The organism is Microbacterium sp. Marseille-Q6648, assembly GCF_943181415.1.
Taxonomy (GTDB): domain Bacteria; phylum Actinomycetota; class Actinomycetes; order Actinomycetales; family Microbacteriaceae; genus Microbacterium.
Map to the genome: position 1 here is coordinate 235,596 of NZ_CALPBZ010000001.1, position 18,314 is coordinate 253,909.

General features: G+C 68.6%; 16 protein-coding genes. 10 read left to right on the plus strand and 6 right to left on the minus strand.

The window, feature by feature from the left end:
* Positions 1 to 4: 4 nt before the first annotated feature.
* Entirely contained in the window at positions 5 to 481 is a 477-nt protein-coding gene (locus NFR93_RS01105; RefSeq protein ID WP_251449491.1) for an NUDIX domain-containing protein, read from the minus strand.
* A gap of 138 nt (positions 482 to 619) precedes the next feature.
* On the opposite strand from NFR93_RS01105, the gene dnaE reads away from it, so the two are divergent.
* The 5 genes from dnaE (at position 620) to NFR93_RS01130 (ending at position 8,262) form a co-directional block, all read left to right on the plus strand.
* The gene (gene dnaE / locus NFR93_RS01110) at positions 620 to 4,132 is read left to right on the plus strand and encodes a DNA polymerase III subunit alpha (protein ID WP_285814529.1); all 3,513 of its coding nucleotides are present in this window, start codon (positions 620 to 622) and stop codon (positions 4,130 to 4,132) included.
* A 74-nt stretch (positions 4,133 to 4,206) separates the two neighbouring features.
* Positions 4,207 to 5,394, plus strand: coding sequence for a hypothetical protein (locus NFR93_RS01115; protein WP_251449492.1), 1,188 nt, complete (start codon positions 4,207 to 4,209; stop codon positions 5,392 to 5,394).
* Between the two features lie 29 nt (positions 5,395 to 5,423).
* The gene (hisD, locus tag NFR93_RS01120; RefSeq protein ID WP_251449493.1) at positions 5,424 to 6,725 is read left to right on the plus strand and encodes a histidinol dehydrogenase; all 1,302 of its coding nucleotides are present in this window, start codon (positions 5,424 to 5,426) and stop codon (positions 6,723 to 6,725) included.
* Positions 6,726 to 6,737: 12 nt separating this feature from the next.
* Entirely contained in the window at positions 6,738 to 7,220 is a 483-nt protein-coding gene (gene nrdR / locus NFR93_RS01125; protein ID WP_251449494.1) for a transcriptional regulator NrdR, read from the plus strand.
* Positions 7,221 to 7,230: 10 nt separating this feature from the next.
* Positions 7,231 to 8,262 (plus strand): quinone-dependent dihydroorotate dehydrogenase, encoded by a 1,032-nt coding sequence (locus NFR93_RS01130; protein ID WP_251449495.1) that lies wholly within the window; start codon positions 7,231 to 7,233, stop codon positions 8,260 to 8,262.
* Here the strand turns inward: NFR93_RS01130 and NFR93_RS01135 are convergent.
* Positions 8,240 to 8,806, minus strand: coding sequence for a DUF3043 domain-containing protein (locus NFR93_RS01135; RefSeq protein WP_251449496.1), 567 nt, complete (start codon positions 8,804 to 8,806; stop codon positions 8,240 to 8,242). The two genes, NFR93_RS01130 and NFR93_RS01135, sit on opposite strands and share 23 nt — an antisense overlap.
* Positions 8,807 to 8,854: 48 nt before the next feature.
* Between NFR93_RS01135 and NFR93_RS01140 the strand changes: the two genes are divergently transcribed.
* The 5 genes from NFR93_RS01140 (at position 8,855) to NFR93_RS01160 (ending at position 13,970) form a co-directional block, all read left to right on the plus strand.
* Positions 8,855 to 10,255 (plus strand): dipeptidase, encoded by a 1,401-nt coding sequence (locus tag NFR93_RS01140; protein ID WP_251449497.1) that lies wholly within the window; start codon positions 8,855 to 8,857, stop codon positions 10,253 to 10,255.
* 77 nt (positions 10,256 to 10,332) lie between these two features.
* On the plus strand, positions 10,333 to 10,698 hold the full coding sequence (erpA, locus tag NFR93_RS01145; protein WP_251449498.1) for an iron-sulfur cluster insertion protein ErpA: 366 nt from the start codon (positions 10,333 to 10,335) through the stop codon (positions 10,696 to 10,698).
* Positions 10,699 to 10,854: 156 nt separating this feature from the next.
* Entirely contained in the window at positions 10,855 to 11,739 is an 885-nt protein-coding gene (ctaC, locus tag NFR93_RS01150) for an aa3-type cytochrome oxidase subunit II (RefSeq protein WP_251449499.1), read from the plus strand.
* Between the two features lie 2 nt (positions 11,740 to 11,741).
* Positions 11,742 to 13,505: an aa3-type cytochrome oxidase subunit I gene (gene ctaD, locus NFR93_RS01155; protein ID WP_251449500.1), complete on the plus strand. Its 1,764-nt coding sequence runs from the start codon at positions 11,742 to 11,744 to the stop codon at positions 13,503 to 13,505.
* Positions 13,506 to 13,970, plus strand: coding sequence for a cytochrome c oxidase subunit 4 (locus tag NFR93_RS01160; RefSeq protein WP_251449501.1), 465 nt, complete (start codon positions 13,506 to 13,508; stop codon positions 13,968 to 13,970).
* Between the two features lie 80 nt (positions 13,971 to 14,050).
* Here the strand turns inward: NFR93_RS01160 and NFR93_RS01165 are convergent, their stop codons facing one another.
* The 4 genes from NFR93_RS01165 to qcrC all read right to left on the minus strand — a co-directional run bounded on the left by NFR93_RS01165 (position 14,051) and on the right by qcrC (position 18,304).
* Positions 14,051 to 14,470 carry a rhodanese-like domain-containing protein gene (locus NFR93_RS01165; RefSeq protein WP_251449502.1) on the minus strand — a complete coding sequence of 140 codons (420 nt, stop codon included), beginning with the start codon at positions 14,468 to 14,470 and terminating at the stop codon, positions 14,051 to 14,053.
* 73 nt (positions 14,471 to 14,543) lie between these two features.
* Positions 14,544 to 16,388, minus strand: coding sequence for a cytochrome bc1 complex cytochrome b subunit (gene qcrB, locus NFR93_RS01170; protein WP_251449503.1), 1,845 nt, complete (start codon positions 16,386 to 16,388; stop codon positions 14,544 to 14,546).
* Positions 16,385 to 17,464, minus strand: a complete 1,080-nt coding sequence (qcrA, locus tag NFR93_RS01175; protein ID WP_251449504.1) for a cytochrome bc1 complex Rieske iron-sulfur subunit — start codon at positions 17,462 to 17,464, stop codon at positions 16,385 to 16,387. The genes qcrB and qcrA overlap by 4 nt, the downstream gene beginning before the upstream one ends.
* A gap of 36 nt (positions 17,465 to 17,500) precedes the next feature.
* On the minus strand, positions 17,501 to 18,304 hold the full coding sequence (gene qcrC / locus NFR93_RS01180; RefSeq protein ID WP_251449505.1) for a cytochrome bc1 complex diheme cytochrome c subunit: 804 nt from the start codon (positions 18,302 to 18,304) through the stop codon (positions 17,501 to 17,503).
* Positions 18,305 to 18,314: the final 10 nt, after the last annotated feature.

The window sequence follows — 18,314 nt, forward strand, 5'->3', positions numbered from 1 at the left end:
GGCCTCAGCTCCGCTGCTCGAAGCGAGCCGGGGCCTCCGCCAGCGCGTGAGCGACGCGCGCGCGCATGTCGTCGTCCAGCGGCAGCGCGTCCAGCTCGGCGAGCGGATACCACCCGACCTCGGTCATCTCGCCGTCCACGGGGAACGGCTCGCCGGAGATCCAGCTGCAGCGGAAGGTGAGGTCGAGGTAGTCGGCCTGGTCTCCGTTGTCGTAGACGATCCGCGGAATCTGATGCACCCACGCCAGCCGGTCGGCGCGGATGCGCACGCCGGCCTCCTCCTCGGCCTCGCGCACCGCGGCGTCGGCGGGCTCCTCGCCGGGATCGACGATGCCCGTGACCGGACCCAGGGCGCCGTTGTCGCTGCGCCGCCCGAGCAGCAGCTCGTCGCCGCGCACCACGACGGCGGTCACCCCGACGAGTGAGAGCGGGCGGGTGCCAACGAGGCGGCGGAGGTCGACGATGAAGTCGGGGATCGGCACGATGCCACCCTACGATGACGTCGGTCGAGAGCTCGAACCTTCACCCTCAGCTCGAGGGTGAAACGACCTCGCGAACGCGCGCCGCGAACCGCCCGGCGGCCCCGCGGTCGATGTCGGAGGCGTCCGTAGACTCGACGGGTGGCATCCGACTCCTTCGTTCACCTGCACGTGCACAGCGAGTACTCGATGCTCGACGGGGCCGCCCGCATCGGGCCGATGATCCAAGAGGCGGTCAGGCTCGGGATGCCGGCGATCGCGGTCACCGATCACGGCAACACCTTCGCCGCGTACGAGTTCTACAAGACCGCGAAAGACGCCGGCATCAATCCGATCATCGGCATCGAGGCCTACGTCACCCCGGGCACGCACCGCACCGACAAATCCCGCGTCCGGTGGGGAACGCCCGAGCAGAGCGACGACGACGTGTCGGGCGCCGGCGCGTACACGCACATGACGCTGCTCTCCGAGACCACCGAGGGCATGCACAACCTGTTCCGGTTGTCGTCCAAGGCCAGCATGGAGGGCTACTACTTCAAGCCCCGCATGGACCGCGAGCTCCTGCAGACCTACAGCAAGGGACTGATCGCCACCACCGGCTGCCCCTCGGGCGAGGTGCAGACGCGTCTCCGACTCGGACAGTACGAGGCGGCGCGCGCCGCCGCGGCCGAGTTCCAGGACATCTTCGGCAAGGACAACTACTTCGCCGAGATCATGGACCACGGCCTGTCGATCGAGCGGCGGGTCATGAGCGACCTGCTGAGGATCTCGAAGGACCTCGACATCCCGCTCGTCGGCACGAACGACCTGCACTACACCCACCAGCACGACGCGAACAGCCACGCGGCGCTGCTGTGCGTGCAGTCGGGATCGACGCTCGACGACCCCAAGCGCTTCAAGTTCGACGGCGACGGCTACTACGTCAAGTCGCCCGCCGAGATGCGCCAGGTCTTCCGCGACCACCCCGAGGCCTGCGACTCGACCCTGTTGATCGCGGAGCGGTGCGAGGTCGAGTTCAACACCAGCGCCAACTACATGCCCCGCTTCCCGGTGCCGCCCGGCGAGACCGAGGAGTCCTGGTTCATCAAAGAGGTCGAGAACGGCCTCAAGGACCGCTACCCCGCGGGGATCCCCGACGAGGTGCGCGCGCAGGCCGAGTACGAGACGGGAGTCATCGCGCAGATGGGCTTCCCGGGGTACTTCCTCGTGGTCGCGGACTTCATCAACTGGGCGAAGGACAACGGCATCCGCGTCGGCCCCGGTCGCGGCTCGGGTGCGGGATCGATGGCCGCCTACGCCATGAAGATCACCGACCTCGACCCGCTCCAGCACGGCCTCATCTTCGAGCGGTTCCTCAACCCCGACCGCGTCTCCATGCCCGACTTCGACGTCGACTTCGACGACCGCCGCCGCGGCGAGGTCATCCAGTACGTCACGGAGAAGTACGGCGACGAGCGCGTGGCCCAGATCGTCACCTACGGCACGATCAAGGCCAAGCAGGCCCTCAAGGACGCCGGCCGGGTGCTGGGCTTCCCGTTCAGCATGGGGGAGCGGCTGACCAAGGCCATGCCGCCCGCGGTCATGGGCAAGGACATGCCGCTGGAGGGCATGTTCGACCCCCAGCATCCCCGTTACAAAGAGGCCAGCGAATTCCGCGCGCTCATCGAGACGGATGCCGAGGCGAAGACCGTCTTCGACACCGCGGTCGGCCTCGAGAACCTCAAGCGCCAGTGGGGTGTGCACGCGGCCGGCGTGATCATGTCGAGCGAGCCGCTCATCGACATCATCCCGATCATGAAGCGCGAGCAGGACGGGCAGATCGTCACGCAGTTCGACTACCCCGCGTGCGAGTCCCTCGGCCTCATCAAGATGGACTTCCTGGGGCTGCGCAACCTCACCATCATCAACGACGCCCTCGACAACATCGAAGCCAACCGCGGCCACCCGCTGGTGCTCGAAGACCTCGAGCTCGACGACCGGGCGTCGTACGAGCTGCTGACCCGCGGCGACACGCTGGGGGTCTTCCAGCTCGACGGCGGTCCGATGCGGTCGCTGCTGCGGCTGATGAAGCCCGACAACTTCGAAGACATCTCGGCCGTGCTCGCGCTGTACCGCCCGGGCCCCATGGGCGTGAACTCGCACATCAACTACGCGCTGCGAAAGAACGGGCAGCAGGAGATCGAGCCGATCCACCCCGAGCTCGCCGAGCCGCTGTCCGACATCCTCGACACCACCTACGGCCTCATCGTCTACCAGGAGCAGGTGATGGCCGTCGCGCAGCGCGTCGCCGGCTACACCCTGGGTCAGGCCGACCTGCTGCGTCGCGCGATGGGCAAGAAGAAGAAGTCCGAGCTCGACAAGCAGCAGGAGATCTTCTTCGGCGGCATGACCGAGCGCGGCTTCTCGGATGCCGCGCAGCAGACACTCTGGAAGGTCCTCGAGTCGTTCGCCGACTACGCCTTCAACAAAGCGCACACCGCCGCGTACGGGCTGGTGTCGTACTGGACGGCGTACCTCAAGGCCCACTACCCGGCCGAGTACATGGCGGCGCTGCTGACGAGCGTCGGCGACTCCAAGGACAAGCTGGCGGTGTACCTCAACGAGTGCCGCCGGATGGGCATCAAGGTGCTGCCGCCGGACGTGGGCGAGTCGATCCGGTACTTCGCCGCCGTCGGCGAGGACATCCGCTTCGGGCTCGGGGCCGTCCGCAACGTCGGCGCCAACGTGGTCGACGCGATCGTGGCCGCCCGCCAAGAGGCGCCGTTCACGTCGTTCCACGATTTCCTGTCGAAGGTGCCGGTCCATGTGGCCAACAAGCGCACCGTGGAGTCGCTCATCAAGGCGGGCGCCTTCGACTCGCTCGGCGATACGCGCCGTGCCCTCATGGAGATCCACGAGGATGCCACGGAGCAGGCGGTGCTCGACAAGCGCCGCGAGGCCAACGGCGAAGTGGGCTTCGACTTCGACTCGCTGTGGGACGAGCCCCAGCAGGTCACGAAGGTGCCCGACCGTCCGGAGTGGACGAAGAAGGACAAGCTCGCCTTCGAGCGCGAGATGCTGGGGCTGTACGTGTCGGACCATCCCCTGGCCGGACTCGAGATCCCTCTGGCGAAGCTGGCGTCCACCAGCATCCACGACCTGCTCGCCTCGGACGACATCGAGGACGGATCGCAGGTCACCATCGCGGGGCTGGTCACGAGCGTCCAGCATCGCGTGGCCAAGCAGAGCGGAAACCCGTACGGCATGATCACCGTCGAAGACTTCGACGGCGAGATCACCGTGATGTTCATGGGCAAGACCTACCTCGAGTTCTCGTCGATGCTCCAGGCCGACTCGATCCTCGTCGTGCGGGGCCGGGTGTCGCGTCGCGACGACGGGATGAACCTGCACGCGCAGACGGCGTTCTCGCCGGATCTGGGCAGCCTCGAGGCCTCCGGACCGCTGACGCTGCTGCTGCCCGAGAGCCGTGCGACCGAGCGCATCGTCACCGAACTGGCCGAGGTGCTCCAGCGTCACCGCGGCGACACCGAGGTGACGCTGCGGCTGCATCGCGGCTCGGCCGCCAAGGTGTTCGACGTGCCCATGCCGGTGCGGGTGACAGCCGACCTCTACGGGGAGCTCAAGGGCCTGCTCGGCCCCCAGTGCCTGGGGTGATCTCATGTGCGTCTCATGACGCGTGGGTATCATCGACGACGCGAGCCGCCAGCGCGCGGCCGGGAAGGACAATCGTGACCGACCAGCAGTACGCCGACAACCAGCCTGCAGAGCAGGCGTCGACGACCGACACCGAGGCGCCGCAGTACGGCGTCGGGCCGTTCTCCATCCGCGAGGTCGCGCTCGGAGGCATCTGGCTCCTCGCGCTCATCGTGTCGTTCTTCCCGATCTACGGGCGCATCGGCAACGGACCCTCGGTCTGGACGAACGGCATCGACTGGGTGCTCACGATCGGTCTGCCGACCGCGGCGGTGTTCCTCATCGTCCTGCGTCGCCTGTCGCCGGACGGCATCCGCCGCGTCGGGTCTCTCGGCATCGACCAGTTCGCCTCGGTCGCGTTCTCGGTCTCGGCGTTCCTGTGGCTGTCGATGATCTGGAACTCCTTCGTCACGCTGGCCTCCAGCGACGTCTTCCTCGCGACATGGGTCGTCTGGGTGGAGTTCTTCCTCATGCTCGCCGGAGTGCTGCTGACCGTCTTCGGCCCGTTCATCGCTCCGTTCGATCAGGACTTCGCGGGTCGCCGCGAAATCCCCGCGCACCGCAACGCGCGCCCGATCCGTCCCGTGACGCCGCGTCCGGCTCCGGCGCCGCGCCCCGCTCCCGAGCCTGCCGCCGCGCCCGTGGCGCAGCCGGCCGGCGAGCCGACCGCGGTGTGGCACGCCGACACAGACGTCGATCACGACGCCGCCGGCGCCGAGGCGCAGCCGCGGCCCGCCGCTCACGTCCCCGTCGACGAAGCTCCGGTCGACGAGGCTCCGGCGACCGCGGCGTACGACCGCGTCGACGACACCCTCGAGAGCGCCCGCTCCGTCCCCGAGCGCTCGCGCTCGACAGCGCCCGCCGACCCGGTCGACGAGCTTTTCGCGGGTGCCGACGATTCCGACGACGACCACGCCGAGCCTGCGGCAGCGGCGACGCCCGCCGCATCGACGGCCGACGTCGAGACCGCCGCGTGGGCTCCGGCCCAGTCGCGAGGCACCTACGAGCCCGTGGAGCAGGCGACGCCCACGCGCCAGCAGGCGTTCTGGGCGCTCGCTCCCGAAGAGCGCGACGTCGTCGACGAGGTCGGCATCCCGATCTTCCGGATCGGCCCGACCGCGTGGGCCCTCGTCATCGAGGACCGCGGTGAGACGTTCGTCGTCCGTCACGACGACGGGCGCATCGGCTACCTCCACGACGTCCAGGGCGTCACGCGCGGCTGAGCCGGGCACGCCCGCGATACCGTAGAAGGATGCTTCGCACCATCGATCTGCGCGGGCGCGCCCTGGCGCCCGCCGAACTGCTGGCGACGGTGCCGCGCGCCGCGGCGGCGCGGGCCGAGGCCCTGGCCGCGGCCACGGCGATCGTCGCCGACGTCGCCGCCCGCGGCGAGGTCGCGTTGCGCGAGCAGGCCGATCGGTTCGACGGCGTCTCGGGCCACGAGCTGCGCGTCCCCGCGACTCACCTGACCGAGGCGCTGGACGGGCTCGACCCGCAGGTGCGGGCGGCGCTCGAAGAGGCGATCGCCCGGGTGCGGGCCGCGTCGGCGGCTCAGGTGCCGCCGCCGAGCGAGACGGTCCTCGGTCCGGGTGCCCGCGTCCGGCAGCGATGGCAGCCGGTCCGGCGGGTCGGTCTGTACGTGCCCGGCGGCAAGGCGGTGTATCCCTCGAGCGTCGTCATGAACGTCGTTCCCGCGCAGGTCGCGGGGGTGTCCGAGGTGGCTGTCGCCTCTCCGCCGCAGCGCGAGTTCGGCGGTCGCGTGCACCCCGTGATCCTGGCGGCCGCGCGGCTTCTCGGCGTCGACGAGGTCTACGCGGTCGGCGGCGCGGGCGCGATCGGCGCCTTCGCTCACGGTGTGCCATCGCTGGGCCTCGAACCCGTCGATGTCGTCACCGGACCCGGCAACAACTTCGTCGCCGCGGCCAAACGCGCCGTCGCGGGTCTGGTGGGCACCGACTCCGAGGCCGGCGCGACCGAGATCCTCATCGTCGCCGACGACAGCGGCGACCCGCGCCTCATCGCCGCAGACCTGATCAGCCAGGCCGAGCACGACGAGCAGGCGTCCGCCGTGCTCGTGACGTGGTCCGCTGAGCTGGCCGACGCCGTGGCGGGGGAGCTGCGCGAGCGCGCGCCCCGCACCCGGCACGCGCAGCGCGTGCAGACGGCGCTCGAGGGCCCGCAGTCCGCCGTCGTGATCGTCGACGACCGTGTCGCGGCCACCGCTTTCAGCAACGCCTACGCCCCGGAGCACCTCGAACTGCACCTCGCCGATCCGCGTCCCGAGGACTTCGTCCACGCCGGTGCCGTGTTCGTCGGCCCCGATTCGCCGGTGAGTCTCGGCGACTACCTCGCCGGCAGCAACCACGTCCTGCCCACGGGCGGGCAGGCCCGCTACGCCGCCGGTTTGTCCGCGTCGACGTTCCTCCGGCCCCAGCAGGTCATCGAGTACGACCGCGCCGCGCTGGCCGACGTGCGCCACGCCATCGTGACCCTCGCCGAGGCCGAGGCCCTTCCCGCGCACGGCGAGGCCGTCGAGGCCCGCTTCGAGGCGTAGTCTGTCGGGGCCATGCACTGTCCGTTCTGTCGTCACTCCGACTCCCGCGTCATCGACTCGCGCACCAGCGACGACGGCCTCAGCATCCGTCGGCGCCGGCAGTGTCCGGAATGCGGCGGAAGGTTCTCGACGATCGAGACCGCGAGCCTCAACGTCATCAAACGATCGGGTGTGATCGAGAGCTTCAGCCGCGAGAAGGTGATGTCCGGCGTGCGGAAGGCCTGTCAGGGGCGCCCCGTCACCGAGGCGGACCTCGCCATGCTCGCTCAGAAGGTCGAGGAGTCGGTCCGCCAGACGGGTGCCTCGCAGATCGACACGAACGAGATCGGTCTGGCGATCCTCGGGCCCCTGCGGGAACTAGACGAGGTCGCCTACCTGCGCTTCGCGAGCGTGTATCAGGCGTTCGACTCGCTCGAGGACTTCGAGTCGTCGATCGCGCAGCTGCGCGCCGACCACGTCGACCGCCTGTCGGGCCGGGCGGACGCCGACCAGTAATCTGGGACGGATGTATCCCCTCCTCTTCCGGACCGTGCTCGCCCGCATGGATCCCGAGACGGCCCACCACGCCGGCATGTTCGTCGTCCGGATGCTGGGCGTCCCGCCGCTGTCGTGGGCGGCCCGTGCGCTGACGCGACCCGATGAGAGGCTGCGCACCACCGCGCTCGGCCTGCGCTTCGACTCGCCCTTCGGCGTGGCAGCCGGCTTCGACAAGAACGTCGTGGGCGTCGCGGGCCTGCGCGCCCTCGGCTTCGGTCATGTCGAGGTCGGCACCGTCACCGCCATCCCGCAGGACGGCAACCCGCGCCCGCGGCTGTTCCGCCTCATCCCGGATCGCGCCGTCGTCAACCGCATGGGCTTCAACAATGCCGGCGCCGAAGCCGCCGCGAAGAGGCTCGAGAAGCTGCGACGACGCCGTCGGCGCGCGGTCGTCGGTGTCAACATCGGCAAGAGCCGGGTCGTCGACGTGTCCGAGGCGACGGCGGACTACGTACGCAGCGCGACGCTGCTGGCGCCGCTCGCGGACTATCTGGTCGTGAACGTCTCGTCTCCGAACACGCCGGGCCTTCGCGGCCTCCAGGCGGTCGAAACCCTTCGTCCGCTGCTGTCGGCCGTGCACGACGCTGCCGGTGCGACCCCGCTGCTGGTGAAGATCGCGCCCGACCTCCCCGATGACGAGGTCGAGGCCGTGGCACGCCTGGCCGTCGACCTCGGCCTCGACGGACTCATCGCGACGAACACGACCATCTCGCGTGCGGGGCTCTCCACGCCGCCGGCGGTCGTGGCGGCTGCGGGCGAGGGCGGCCTGTCGGGCGCCCCGCTGCGCGAGCGCTCACTGGCCGTGCTGCGACGTGTGCGCTCGGTCGTGCCGGCGGACTTCTGCGTGGTGTCGGTGGGCGGCGTCGAGACGGCAGGCGACGTCCGCGAGCGACTGGATGCCGGTGCCGACCTCGTGCAGGGCTACACCGCGTTCCTGTATCGCGGACCGCTGTGGGCCCGTCAGATCAACCGCGGCCTCAGGGCTTCTGCCCGCGCTTGACCTGAGGCTTCGGCAGACGCAGGAACCGCATCTGGATGCTGCGCATCGCCGCGTACCAGCCGAGACCCTTCTCGAGTCGATCCGCGCCGAAGCGCGCCTTCGCGCCCCGCTTGACGTTGATGGCCGTGAGGATCATGTCGCCGATGACGAAGAAGATGAACACCCACAGCACGACGAACGAGTAGAACTGCACGGCGGCCACGGGGATGAAGGTCGCGATGATGACGAGGATCATGGCCGGCATGACAGCCTCGCCCAGGTGCCAGCCGGAGTCGACGAATTCGCGCGCGAACTTGCGCTGCGGCCCCTGGTCGCGGGCCGGAAGATAGCGGGGGTCGCCCGCCGCCATGCCCACGCGGGCCTTCTCGCGCTGGGCCGTCAGCTCCGCTCGGGCGCGTGCCTTCGCCTCTTTCGTGTCGGCGACGAGGGGGCGCTTGCGGGCGGCCTCCTGCTCGGCGCGGGTGGGCGTGGGGCGCCCCTTGCCCGACGCGCCGGCGACGTCGCCGGCATCCTCGGGTGCGGGGGAGGCGGGTGTCTTGGCCACAGGAGATCCTCGAGAGTGCGGGACGGGGGTGCGCTTAAGATTACCCGCATGACATCCGCGCCCTCCCGACACCAGGCCGTGCACGACGCGGCCGCCTCCGGTTACCCGACCGCCATCGCCGATCTGGGAGGACTGGTGCGGATCCCGTCCGTCGCCTTCCCGGGATTCGACCCGGCCGACGTCGAGCGCAGCGCCGAGGCCGTCGCCGACCTCGTCCGCGGCACCGCGTTGTTCGAGACGGTCGAGATCAGGCGCGCGTCGATCCCGGGCGCCGACGAGATCGGCAAGCCCGCCGTCGTGGCCCGCCGTGCGGCCAAGAACGGCAGGCCGACGATCCTCCTGTACGCCCACCACGACGTCCAGCCCGTCGGCGACGAGGCGCTGTGGGACTCGCCGCCCTTCCAGCCGACGGTCCGTGACGGCCGGCTCTACGGTCGCGGGGCAGCCGATGACAAGGCGGGGATCATGGTGCACATCGGCGCGCTGCGCGCGCTGAAAGAGGCGCTCGGCGAAGACTTCGATCTCGGGGTCGCCCTTTTCATCGAAGGTGAGGAAGAGGCCGGATCGCGCTCCTTCGCGACGTTCCTCAGCGAGAACGCCGACGTGCTGCGGGCGGACGTGATCGTGGTCGCCGACTCCGGCAACTGGGACTCCCGCACTCCCGCCCTCACGGTGTCGCTGCGTGGGAACACGCGGTTCACCATGCGCGTGCGCACGCTCGAGCACGCGTCGCACTCGGGCATGTTCGGCGGCGCCGTCCCGGACGCGATGATGGCGGCCGTCACGCTGCTGTCCACGCTGTGGGACGCCGACGGCGCCGTTGCGGTGGACGGCCTGACCGAGCGCGACGTCGAGACCCCGGAGTACTCCGAGCAGACGCTCCGCGACGAGGCCGGTCTTCCCGACGGTGTGCGCCCGATCGGTCGCGACAGCATCCTCGGACGCATCTGGAACAAGCCCTCGATCACCGTCACCGGCATCGACGCGCCGAGCGTCGTCAACGCGTCGAACACGCTGTCGCCCGAAGTGACCGTCGTCATCAGCGCACGCGTCGCGCCGGGGCAGGACGCGCGCGAGGCCTACGCCGCCATCGAGGCGCACCTGCGCGCCCACGCTCCGTTCGGCGCAGAGCTGGAGTTCTTCGACCAGGACTTCGGCAACCCGTTCCTCGTCGACACCACCGGCTGGGCCGTCGCCGACGCGCGCGTGGCGCTCGAGCAGGCCTACGGACCCGCGCCGGTGGACATGGGCGTGGGCGGGTCGATCCCGTTCATCGCCGACCTCGTGCGCGAGTTCCCCGGCGCCCAGATCCTCGTGACCGGGGTCGAGGACCCGCACGCCCGGGCCCACAGCCCCAACGAGTCGCTGCACCTGGACACGTTCCGCCATGCGCTGCTGGCCGAGGCGCTGCTGCTCGAAAAGCTCGACGCGCGGACGCTCGAGGCCTGAGCGCGGCGCCGCGTCGCGGGGCGGGGCGTAGAATCGGACCGAACCCGCCGCGCGAGCGGCCCGTCCGGAGGAGTGCCATGACCGACACCGCACTGACGACCGACCCGTCCGTCCGCGAGCACGGCGTCGTCCTGACCGATGCCGCCGCACTGAAGGTGAAGAGCCTGCTCGAGCAGGAGGGTCGCGACGATCTTCGTCTGCGCGTGGCCGTTCAGCCCGGGGGCTGCAGCGGTCTCATCTACCAGCTGTACTTCGACGAGCGCTATCTCGACGGCGACAAGACCGTCGACTTCGACGGCGTCGAGGTGATCATCGACGACATGAGCGTCCCGTATCTCGACGGCGCCCAGATCGACTTCAAGGACACGATCTCGGAGCAGGGGTTCACCATCGACAACCCCAACGCTGCCGGCAGCTGCGCCTGCGGAGACAGCTTCCACTGAGCATGATCCCGCGGCCCGGACCGAGCTCGCCAGAGCGGTCCGGGCCGTTCTCCTGCCCGCCACGGAGGCCGGTCAACCTGGGTGGTTGGCCGGAGAACCGTGAGAGGTTGCCCTAGACTGGCGACAGTCACATTTCGAAACTGGAAAGGTGCGCCCGTGCCCTCGAAACGCCGCCTCCGCTGGGCCCTGATCCCCGTGGGGATCGCCGCGGCCGTCGCCCTCGCCGGCTGCACGCCGACCGAGCTGAACGGCTATCTGCCCGGCTTCGTGGAGGGGGCTGAGCCCACCACGAACCGCACCGAGATGGTGTCGGGTCTGTGGACCAACTCCTGGATCGTGCTGCTCGTGGTGGGTGTCATCACGTGGGGCCTCATGGGCTGGGCGGCCATCGCGTATCGCCGCCGGAAGGGTCAGACCGGCCTTCCCGTGCAGCTGCGGTACAACATGCCGATCGAGATCTTCTACACGGTCGTTCCGCTGATCCTGGTCGTCGGGTTCTTCGCGTTCACCGCACGCGACCAGACGATCCTCGAGACCCAGTACGACGACCCCGACGTGTCGATCACCGCCATCGGAAAGCAGTGGGCCTGGGACTTCCAGTACAACGGCGAGTCCGAGGACGACACCGTGTGGTCGATGGGCGTTCAGGCCCAGACCGACGAGCGCGGCGACATCATCTCCGAGCTGCCCACGCTCTACCTGCCCGTCGACCAGACGGTGCAGATCAAGCTGCAGTCGCGAGATGTCATCCACTCCTTCTGGATCATCGACTTCCTCTACAAGAAGGACATGTACATCGGCAAGGACAACTACTGGTCCTTCACGCCGACTCGCGAGGGCTCGTACGCCGGCAAGTGCGCCGAGCTCTGCGGCGAGTACCACTCGATGATGCTCTTCAACGTCGAAGTGGTCAGCGAAGCCGAGTACGAGGACTATCTCGCCTCGCTCGAGGCCGCCGGCCAGACCGGTGACATCGACGACGCATACGACCGTCTGCAGAACCTGCCCGGCACGGGCGCAGACTCCGAGGGAGACGAGTGATCATGGCGACGACGCTTCCGCTTCAGGCCAAGCCGTCCGGCCGGCCCACGACCCTGCCGCCCCGTCAGGCGGCGCTGCTCAGCTCGTCGCGCGTCGAGCACAAGGGCAACATCGTCGTCAAGTGGATCACCTCCACCGACCACAAGACCATCGGGTACATGTACCTGATCGCCTCGGTCGTGTTCTTCATGCTCGGCGGCGTGATGGCCCTCATCATCCGCGCCGAGCTGTTCGAGCCGGGCATGCAGATCGTCCCGACGAAGGACCAGTACAACCAGCTGTTCACGATGCACGGCACGATCATGCTGCTGATGTTCGCGACGCCGTTGTTCGCCGGGTTCGCCAACGCGATCCTGCCGTTGCAGATCGGCGCTCCCGACGTCGCGTTCCCGCGGCTGAACGCGTTCGCATTCTGGCTGTTCCTCTTCGGCTCCACCATCGCCGTCGCCGGCTTCCTCACCCCTCAGGGCGCGGCAGCCTTCGGCTGGTTCGCGTATCAGCCCCTGGCCAACGCGTCGTTCTCTCCGGGTGCCGGTGGCAACCTGTGGATGCTGGGGCTCGGCATGAGCGGTTTCGGAACGATCCTCGGTGCCGTGAACTTCATCACCACGATCATCACGATGCGCGCGCCCGGTATGACGATGTGGCGTATGCCGATCTTCTCGTGGAACACGCTGGTGACCAGCATCCTCGTGCTGATGGCCTTCCCCGTGCTGGCCGCCGCGATCCTCGCCGCCGCCTCCGACCGCGTGCTGGGCTCGCACATCTACGACCCGGCGAACGGCGGTGTGCTGCTCTGGCAGCACCTCTTCTGGTTCTTCGGCCATCCCGAGGTGTACATCATCGCGTTGCCGTTCTTCGGCATCGTGTCCGAGATCTTCCCGGTCTTCAGCCGCAAGCCGATCTTCGGGTACAAGACGCTCGTCTACGCGACCATCGCCATCGCCGCCCTGTCCGTGGCGGTGTGGGCCCACCACATGTACGTCACCGGCGCGGTGCTGCTGCCGTTCTTCGCGCTCATGACGATGCTGATCGCCGTGCCCACGGGTGTGAAGATCTTCAACTGGATCGGCACGATGTGGCGAGGCTCGGTCACGTTCGAGACCCCGATGGTCTTCGCCCTGGGCTTCCTCGTGTCGTTCGTCTTCGGTGGTCTCACCGGCGTGATCCTGGCTTCGCCGCCGCTGACGTTCCACACGTCGGACTCGTACTTCGTCGTCGCCCACTTCCACTACGTCGTCTTCGGCACCGTCGTGTTCGCCATGTTCGCCGGGTTCTACTTCTGGTGGCCGAAGTGGACCGGCCGCATGCTCAACGAGCGCGTCGGCATGGTGCACTTCTGGCTGCTGTTCATCGGCTTCCACATGACGTTCCTCATCCAGCACTGGCTGGGCGTGGACGGCATGGTGCGTCGTTACGCGGACTACTCCGAGGCCGACGGCTGGACGTGGCAGAACCAGGTGTCGACGATCGGTGCGATCATCCTCGGCGCCTCGATGATCCCGTTCCTGTTCAACGTGTGGATCACCTCGCGCAAGGCGCCCAAGGTCACGGTCAACGACCCGTGGGGCTACGGGGCGTCGCTGGAGTGGGCGACGTCATGCCCGCCGCCGCGTCACAACTTCACCTCGATCCCGCGCATCCGCAGCGAGCGTCCCGCCTTCGACCTGAACCACCCCGAGGCCGGCATCCCGGTCGGAGTGGGACCGGCGAAGGACGCGCCCGAGGCGCCCGTGGTCGACGCCGCAGATGGAAAGGTCAAGTAAGTGCGCACGAATGCCGGCCTCTGGTGGCTGCTGACCGGGTTCTTCGGTCTCGTCTTCGTCATCTACACCGTCTGGAACCTCATCTCGCGGTGGGACACCAACCTCACCGGCGGTCAGTCGTACTGGGAGAACGTCACCCTGTCGATCGAGTGGGTCGGGTCTGTCGCGCTGCTCTTCACGGCGTTCATGTCGGCGCTCATCGCCTTCTACGTCGGCAAGGTCCACAAGGCGCAGGGCGGCGAGCTGCCCGAGGACGTCCTGACCGCCGACATCGACGACGGCGACCCTGAGCTCGGCGAGTTCAGCCCCTGGTCGTGGTGGCCCATCGTCCTGGCGTTCTCGGCGGCGCTCGGCATGATCGGCCTCGCGGTCGGCGCCTGGATGATGCCGATCGGCATCGCCGTCTTCCTGGTCGCGATCGTCGGCTGGGTCTACGAGTACTACCGCGGTCACTTCGCGCGCTGAGCGCACCGCAGAGCATACAGAGAACCGCCCCTGTCCTTCGGGAACAGGGGCGGTTCTCTGTATGCGTAACGGGTCGCTCGTCAGGTTTCGCTCGACGTGCGGACCACCATCACCTGCGGATCGAAGGTGCGGGGGAGGGGCCCCTGGTCGTTCTCGGTGGGCTGTCCCTCGCGCACCCAGTACTCGTACCCGCCGATCATCTCCCTCACCTGGTAGCCGAGGGCCGCGAACTCCACGGCGCCCTTGGCTCCGGCGTTGCAGCCGGGGCTCCAGCAGTACACGACGACGGGGACGTCGGGGTCCAGTTCGGCGGCGGCCCGTGCCGCGATCTCGCGGTACGGCATGTGCACGGCGCCGCTGATGCGTCCCTGGCGCCATGCCGGATCGTCGCGGACGTCGACCAAGGTGAAGGCGTCGCCGGCCTTCTGTGCGGCGTAGACGTCGGATGCGTCGGTCTCGTGGGTGAGCTTGGCGGTGAAGTACGAGAGTGCGTCGATCATGTCTTCACCGTACGACGAAGCGCCTGGTCCCCTCAGAGGCGAGGGGGCCAGGCGCCGTCGGATTCCTGCCGAATCAGCCGTTGTCGGGCTTGCCGCCCTTGGGCTTCTTCCCGCGCGGAGCCGTCTCGGGGTTCTCGGGGACGATCACATTCGAGGGGCGGACCGCCGTCTCGGAGTTGTGTCCGTCGTCGATCGGAACGTGCGGTGCGTCCGGCACACCCGCGCGCTCGTGAGCGCCCTGGATCTCAGCGTCCTCCTCGGCGGCGATGTGCTCGAGAGCGTGGTGCTGGTGAGCACGGGCCTCTTCGAGCTCGGCCTGGGTGATCGGGGTCAGCCGGTCCTCGAAGAACCAGCGCGAGAACGAGGCCCGCAGGTTCTGGTGCCACGCGATGCGGCCCTTGGCGTTGGGACGCACGACCAGCGGCTCGTAGGTCTCGAAGTCGACGAGCTTGTAGAGCTCGTACTCGTCCACCGGCTGGTGGACCTCGATGTACTCGCCGCCGGGGAGGCGGACGATGCGACCGGACTCGTAGCCGTGCAGCGCGATCTCGCGGTCCTTCTTCTGCAGGGCGATGCAGATCCGCTTGGTCACGAAGTAAGCGATGATCGGCCCGAGGATCAGCGCGGCCTGGAGCGTGTGGATGACGCCCTCCATCGTGAGCCAGAAGTGGGTCGCGATGATGTCGGAGGATGCCGCTGCCCACAGGACCGCGTAGAAGGTGACGCCGGCGGCGCCGATGGCGGTCCGGGTGGCGGCGTTGCGGGGACGCTGCGCGATGTGGTGCTCTCGCTTGTCGCCGGTGATCCACGCCTCGATGAAGGGGTAGAGGGCGACCAGCACGATGAACAGACCCAGGCCGACCAGCGGGATGAGGATGTTCATCGACCACGTGCGCTCGAGGAACACGAACTCGAGGTGCGGCGGCACCAGACGCAGCGCGCCGTCGGCGAAGCCGATGTACCAGTCAGGCTGGGTTCCCGCCGACACCGGGGAGGGGTCGTAGGGCCCGTAGTTCCAGATCGGGTTGATGGTGAACATCGAGGCGATGAGCACGATCACGCCGAAGGTGATGAAGAAGAACCCGCCCATCTTCGCCATGTAGACCGGCATCATCGGGAAGCCCACGACATTGCTGTTGGTCCGGCCAGGGCCGGCGAACTGCGTGTGCTTATTGATGATCATCAGCATGAGGTGCACGACCAGCAGACCGACGAGGATCGCAGGCAGGATCAGGATGTGCAGCGCGTAGAGGCGGCCGACGATCGCGGTGCCCGGGAACTCTCCGCCGAACAGCAGGAACGACGTCCACGTGCCGATCAAGGGGATGCCCTTGATCATTCCGTCGATGATGCGCAGTCCGTTGCCCGAGAGCACGTCGTCGGGAAGGGAGTACCCGGTGAAGCCCTCGCCCATCGCCAGCACGAACATGACGAAGCCGATCACCCAGTTCAGCTCGCGGGGCTTGCGGAAGGCACCGGTGAAGAAGACGCGCAGCATGTGCACGCCGATGCCGGCCACGAAGACCAGAGCCGCCCAGTGGTGGATCTGACGGACGAGCAGGCCGCCTCGGATGTCGAAGGAGATCTCGAGGGTGGAGGCCATCGCCGCCGACATCTCGATGCCGCGCATCGGGATGTACGCACCGGTGTAGTGCACCTCCGACATGGAGGCCTGGAAGAAGAAGGTCAGGAACGTGCCCGTGATGAGCACGACGACGAAGCTCCACATGGCGATCTCGCCGAGCATGAACGACCAGTGGTCGGGGAAGACCTTGCGTCCGAGCTCCTTGACGAACCCGGAGAGGCTCGTGCGCTCGTCGATGTAGTTGGCGGTGGCGCCGACGAATCGGCCGCCGAGCGGCTTCTCGCGCGTCTCAGCCGAGGCGTTGGTGTCGTCGGTGACGGTCGAGGTGCTCAATGACGCTCCCAGAAGCTCGGGCCGACAGGTTCGGTGAAGTCGCTGCGGGCGATGAGGTACCCCTCGTCGTCGACGGTGATCGGCAGCTGCGGGAGCGGCCGGGCGGCCGGGCCGAAGATGACCTTCGCCTCGTCGGTGACGTCGAACTGCGACTGGTGGCAGGGGCACAGCAGGTGATGGGTCTGCTGCTCGTACAGGGCGACCGGGCAGCCGACGTGGGTGCAGACCTTGGAGTACGCGACGATGCCGTTGTACGACCAGTCCCGGCGTTCCTCGGACTCGATGAGCTGCTCGGGGAGGAGGCGGACGAGGAGCACGAGGGCCTTGGCCTTCTCCTCGAGGTATCCGTCCTCGTGCGAAAGCTCGGCGAGCGGTTCGGGGATGACATGCACGGCGGAGCCGAGGGTGAGGTCGGCGGCGCGGATCGGCTTGCCCGTCGGGTCGTGGGCCAGACGCATGCCCTCTTCCCACATGGTGTGCTCGAGCAGCGCGACCGGGTCGCCGGCGATCGGGTTGGCCGCCGAGCTGTGCGGGGCCAGACCGCGGAACAGGACGATGCCCGGCGCGACCGAGGCGACGACGGCGGCGATGAGCGAGTTGCGGATCATGGCGCGACGGCCGAACCCGGACTCCTCGTTCGCGTCGGCGAAGGCCTGCACCGCGGCGGCGCGCGTCGCGTCACGGCCGCGCGTGGCGTGCCGGGGCTCGATGTGCTCCTTGTCGGACATGATCGCCTTGGTCCAGTGGATCGCGGCGATGCCGATCGCGAGGAGGGCCAGGCCGATGCCGAGCCCGATGAACAGGTTGTTCGCCCGGATGTCGACGATCAGGCCGCTCTCGATCGGGAACAGCACATAGGCGGCGATCGCCCAGATGCTCGCCGCGACCGAGAGGTAGAACAGCGTGTAGACCGTGCGGACCGCCCGCTTCATCGCCGCGGGGTCCTTGTCGGTCATCCGCTCGCGGTGCGGGGGGAGCCCCGGGGCGCGCAGCGGATCGCTGACGGCGACAGCCAGGCCCGAGGACGGCTTCCACGAATCCCGCTCGTGCACGAGTGCGTCTTCCTCGTGTGCCATGGTGCTCCTAGTTCTTCGGGGTGTGTCGTTCGGTCATCAGTTGGATTTCGCCGTGATCCACACGGTGATGGCGATCAGCGAGCCGATGCCGAAGATCCAGATGAACAGGCCCTCTGAGACGGGGCCGAGGGAGCCGAGGCTGAAGCCGCCGGCGGATTCGTTCTCCTGCAGGAAGAGGAGGTAGGTGACGATGTCGCGCTTCTCTTCGAGCGTCAGCGTCATGTCGTTGAAGACCGGCATGTTCTGCGGGCCGGTCACCATCGCGGCGTACATGTTCAGCGGCGTGGTGTTCTGCAGCCCGGGCGCGTACTTGCCCTCGGTGAGTGCTCCACCGGCGCCGGCGACGTTGTGGCACATCGCGCAGTTGATGCGGAAGAGCTCGCCGCCGTGGGAGGCGTCACCCTCGCCGTCGAGGACCTCGTCGTCGGGGAAGCTCGGTCCCGGGGCGACGTCCTGGACGTAGGCGCCGATCGCCGCGATCTGCTCGTCGGTGAACTGGACGGGCTTCTGCGGCGCCTGGGGTCCCTGCGCCTGCAGCGGCATGCGACCCGTGCTCATCTGGAAGTGGACGGCGAGCTCGCCGACGCCGTACAGCGCGGGGCCATCGGGCGTGCCCTCCAGGTCGAGACCGTGGCAGGTCGCGCAGTTGGCCTGGAAGAGCTTCTGCCCGTCGTCGACGGTGAGCGTCGTGTTGACCGCGGCCGGCTCCTCGGCGGCTGCCACCGCAGCCGACGCGCCGGCGTATGCGCCGCCGGTGATGAGCAGGCCGATGCCGATGAGGGCTGCGGCAGCCCAGGGGCTGCGGCGTCCGTTCGAGCGGCGCGTTGTTGCTCGTGCCATGGGGGGTTTC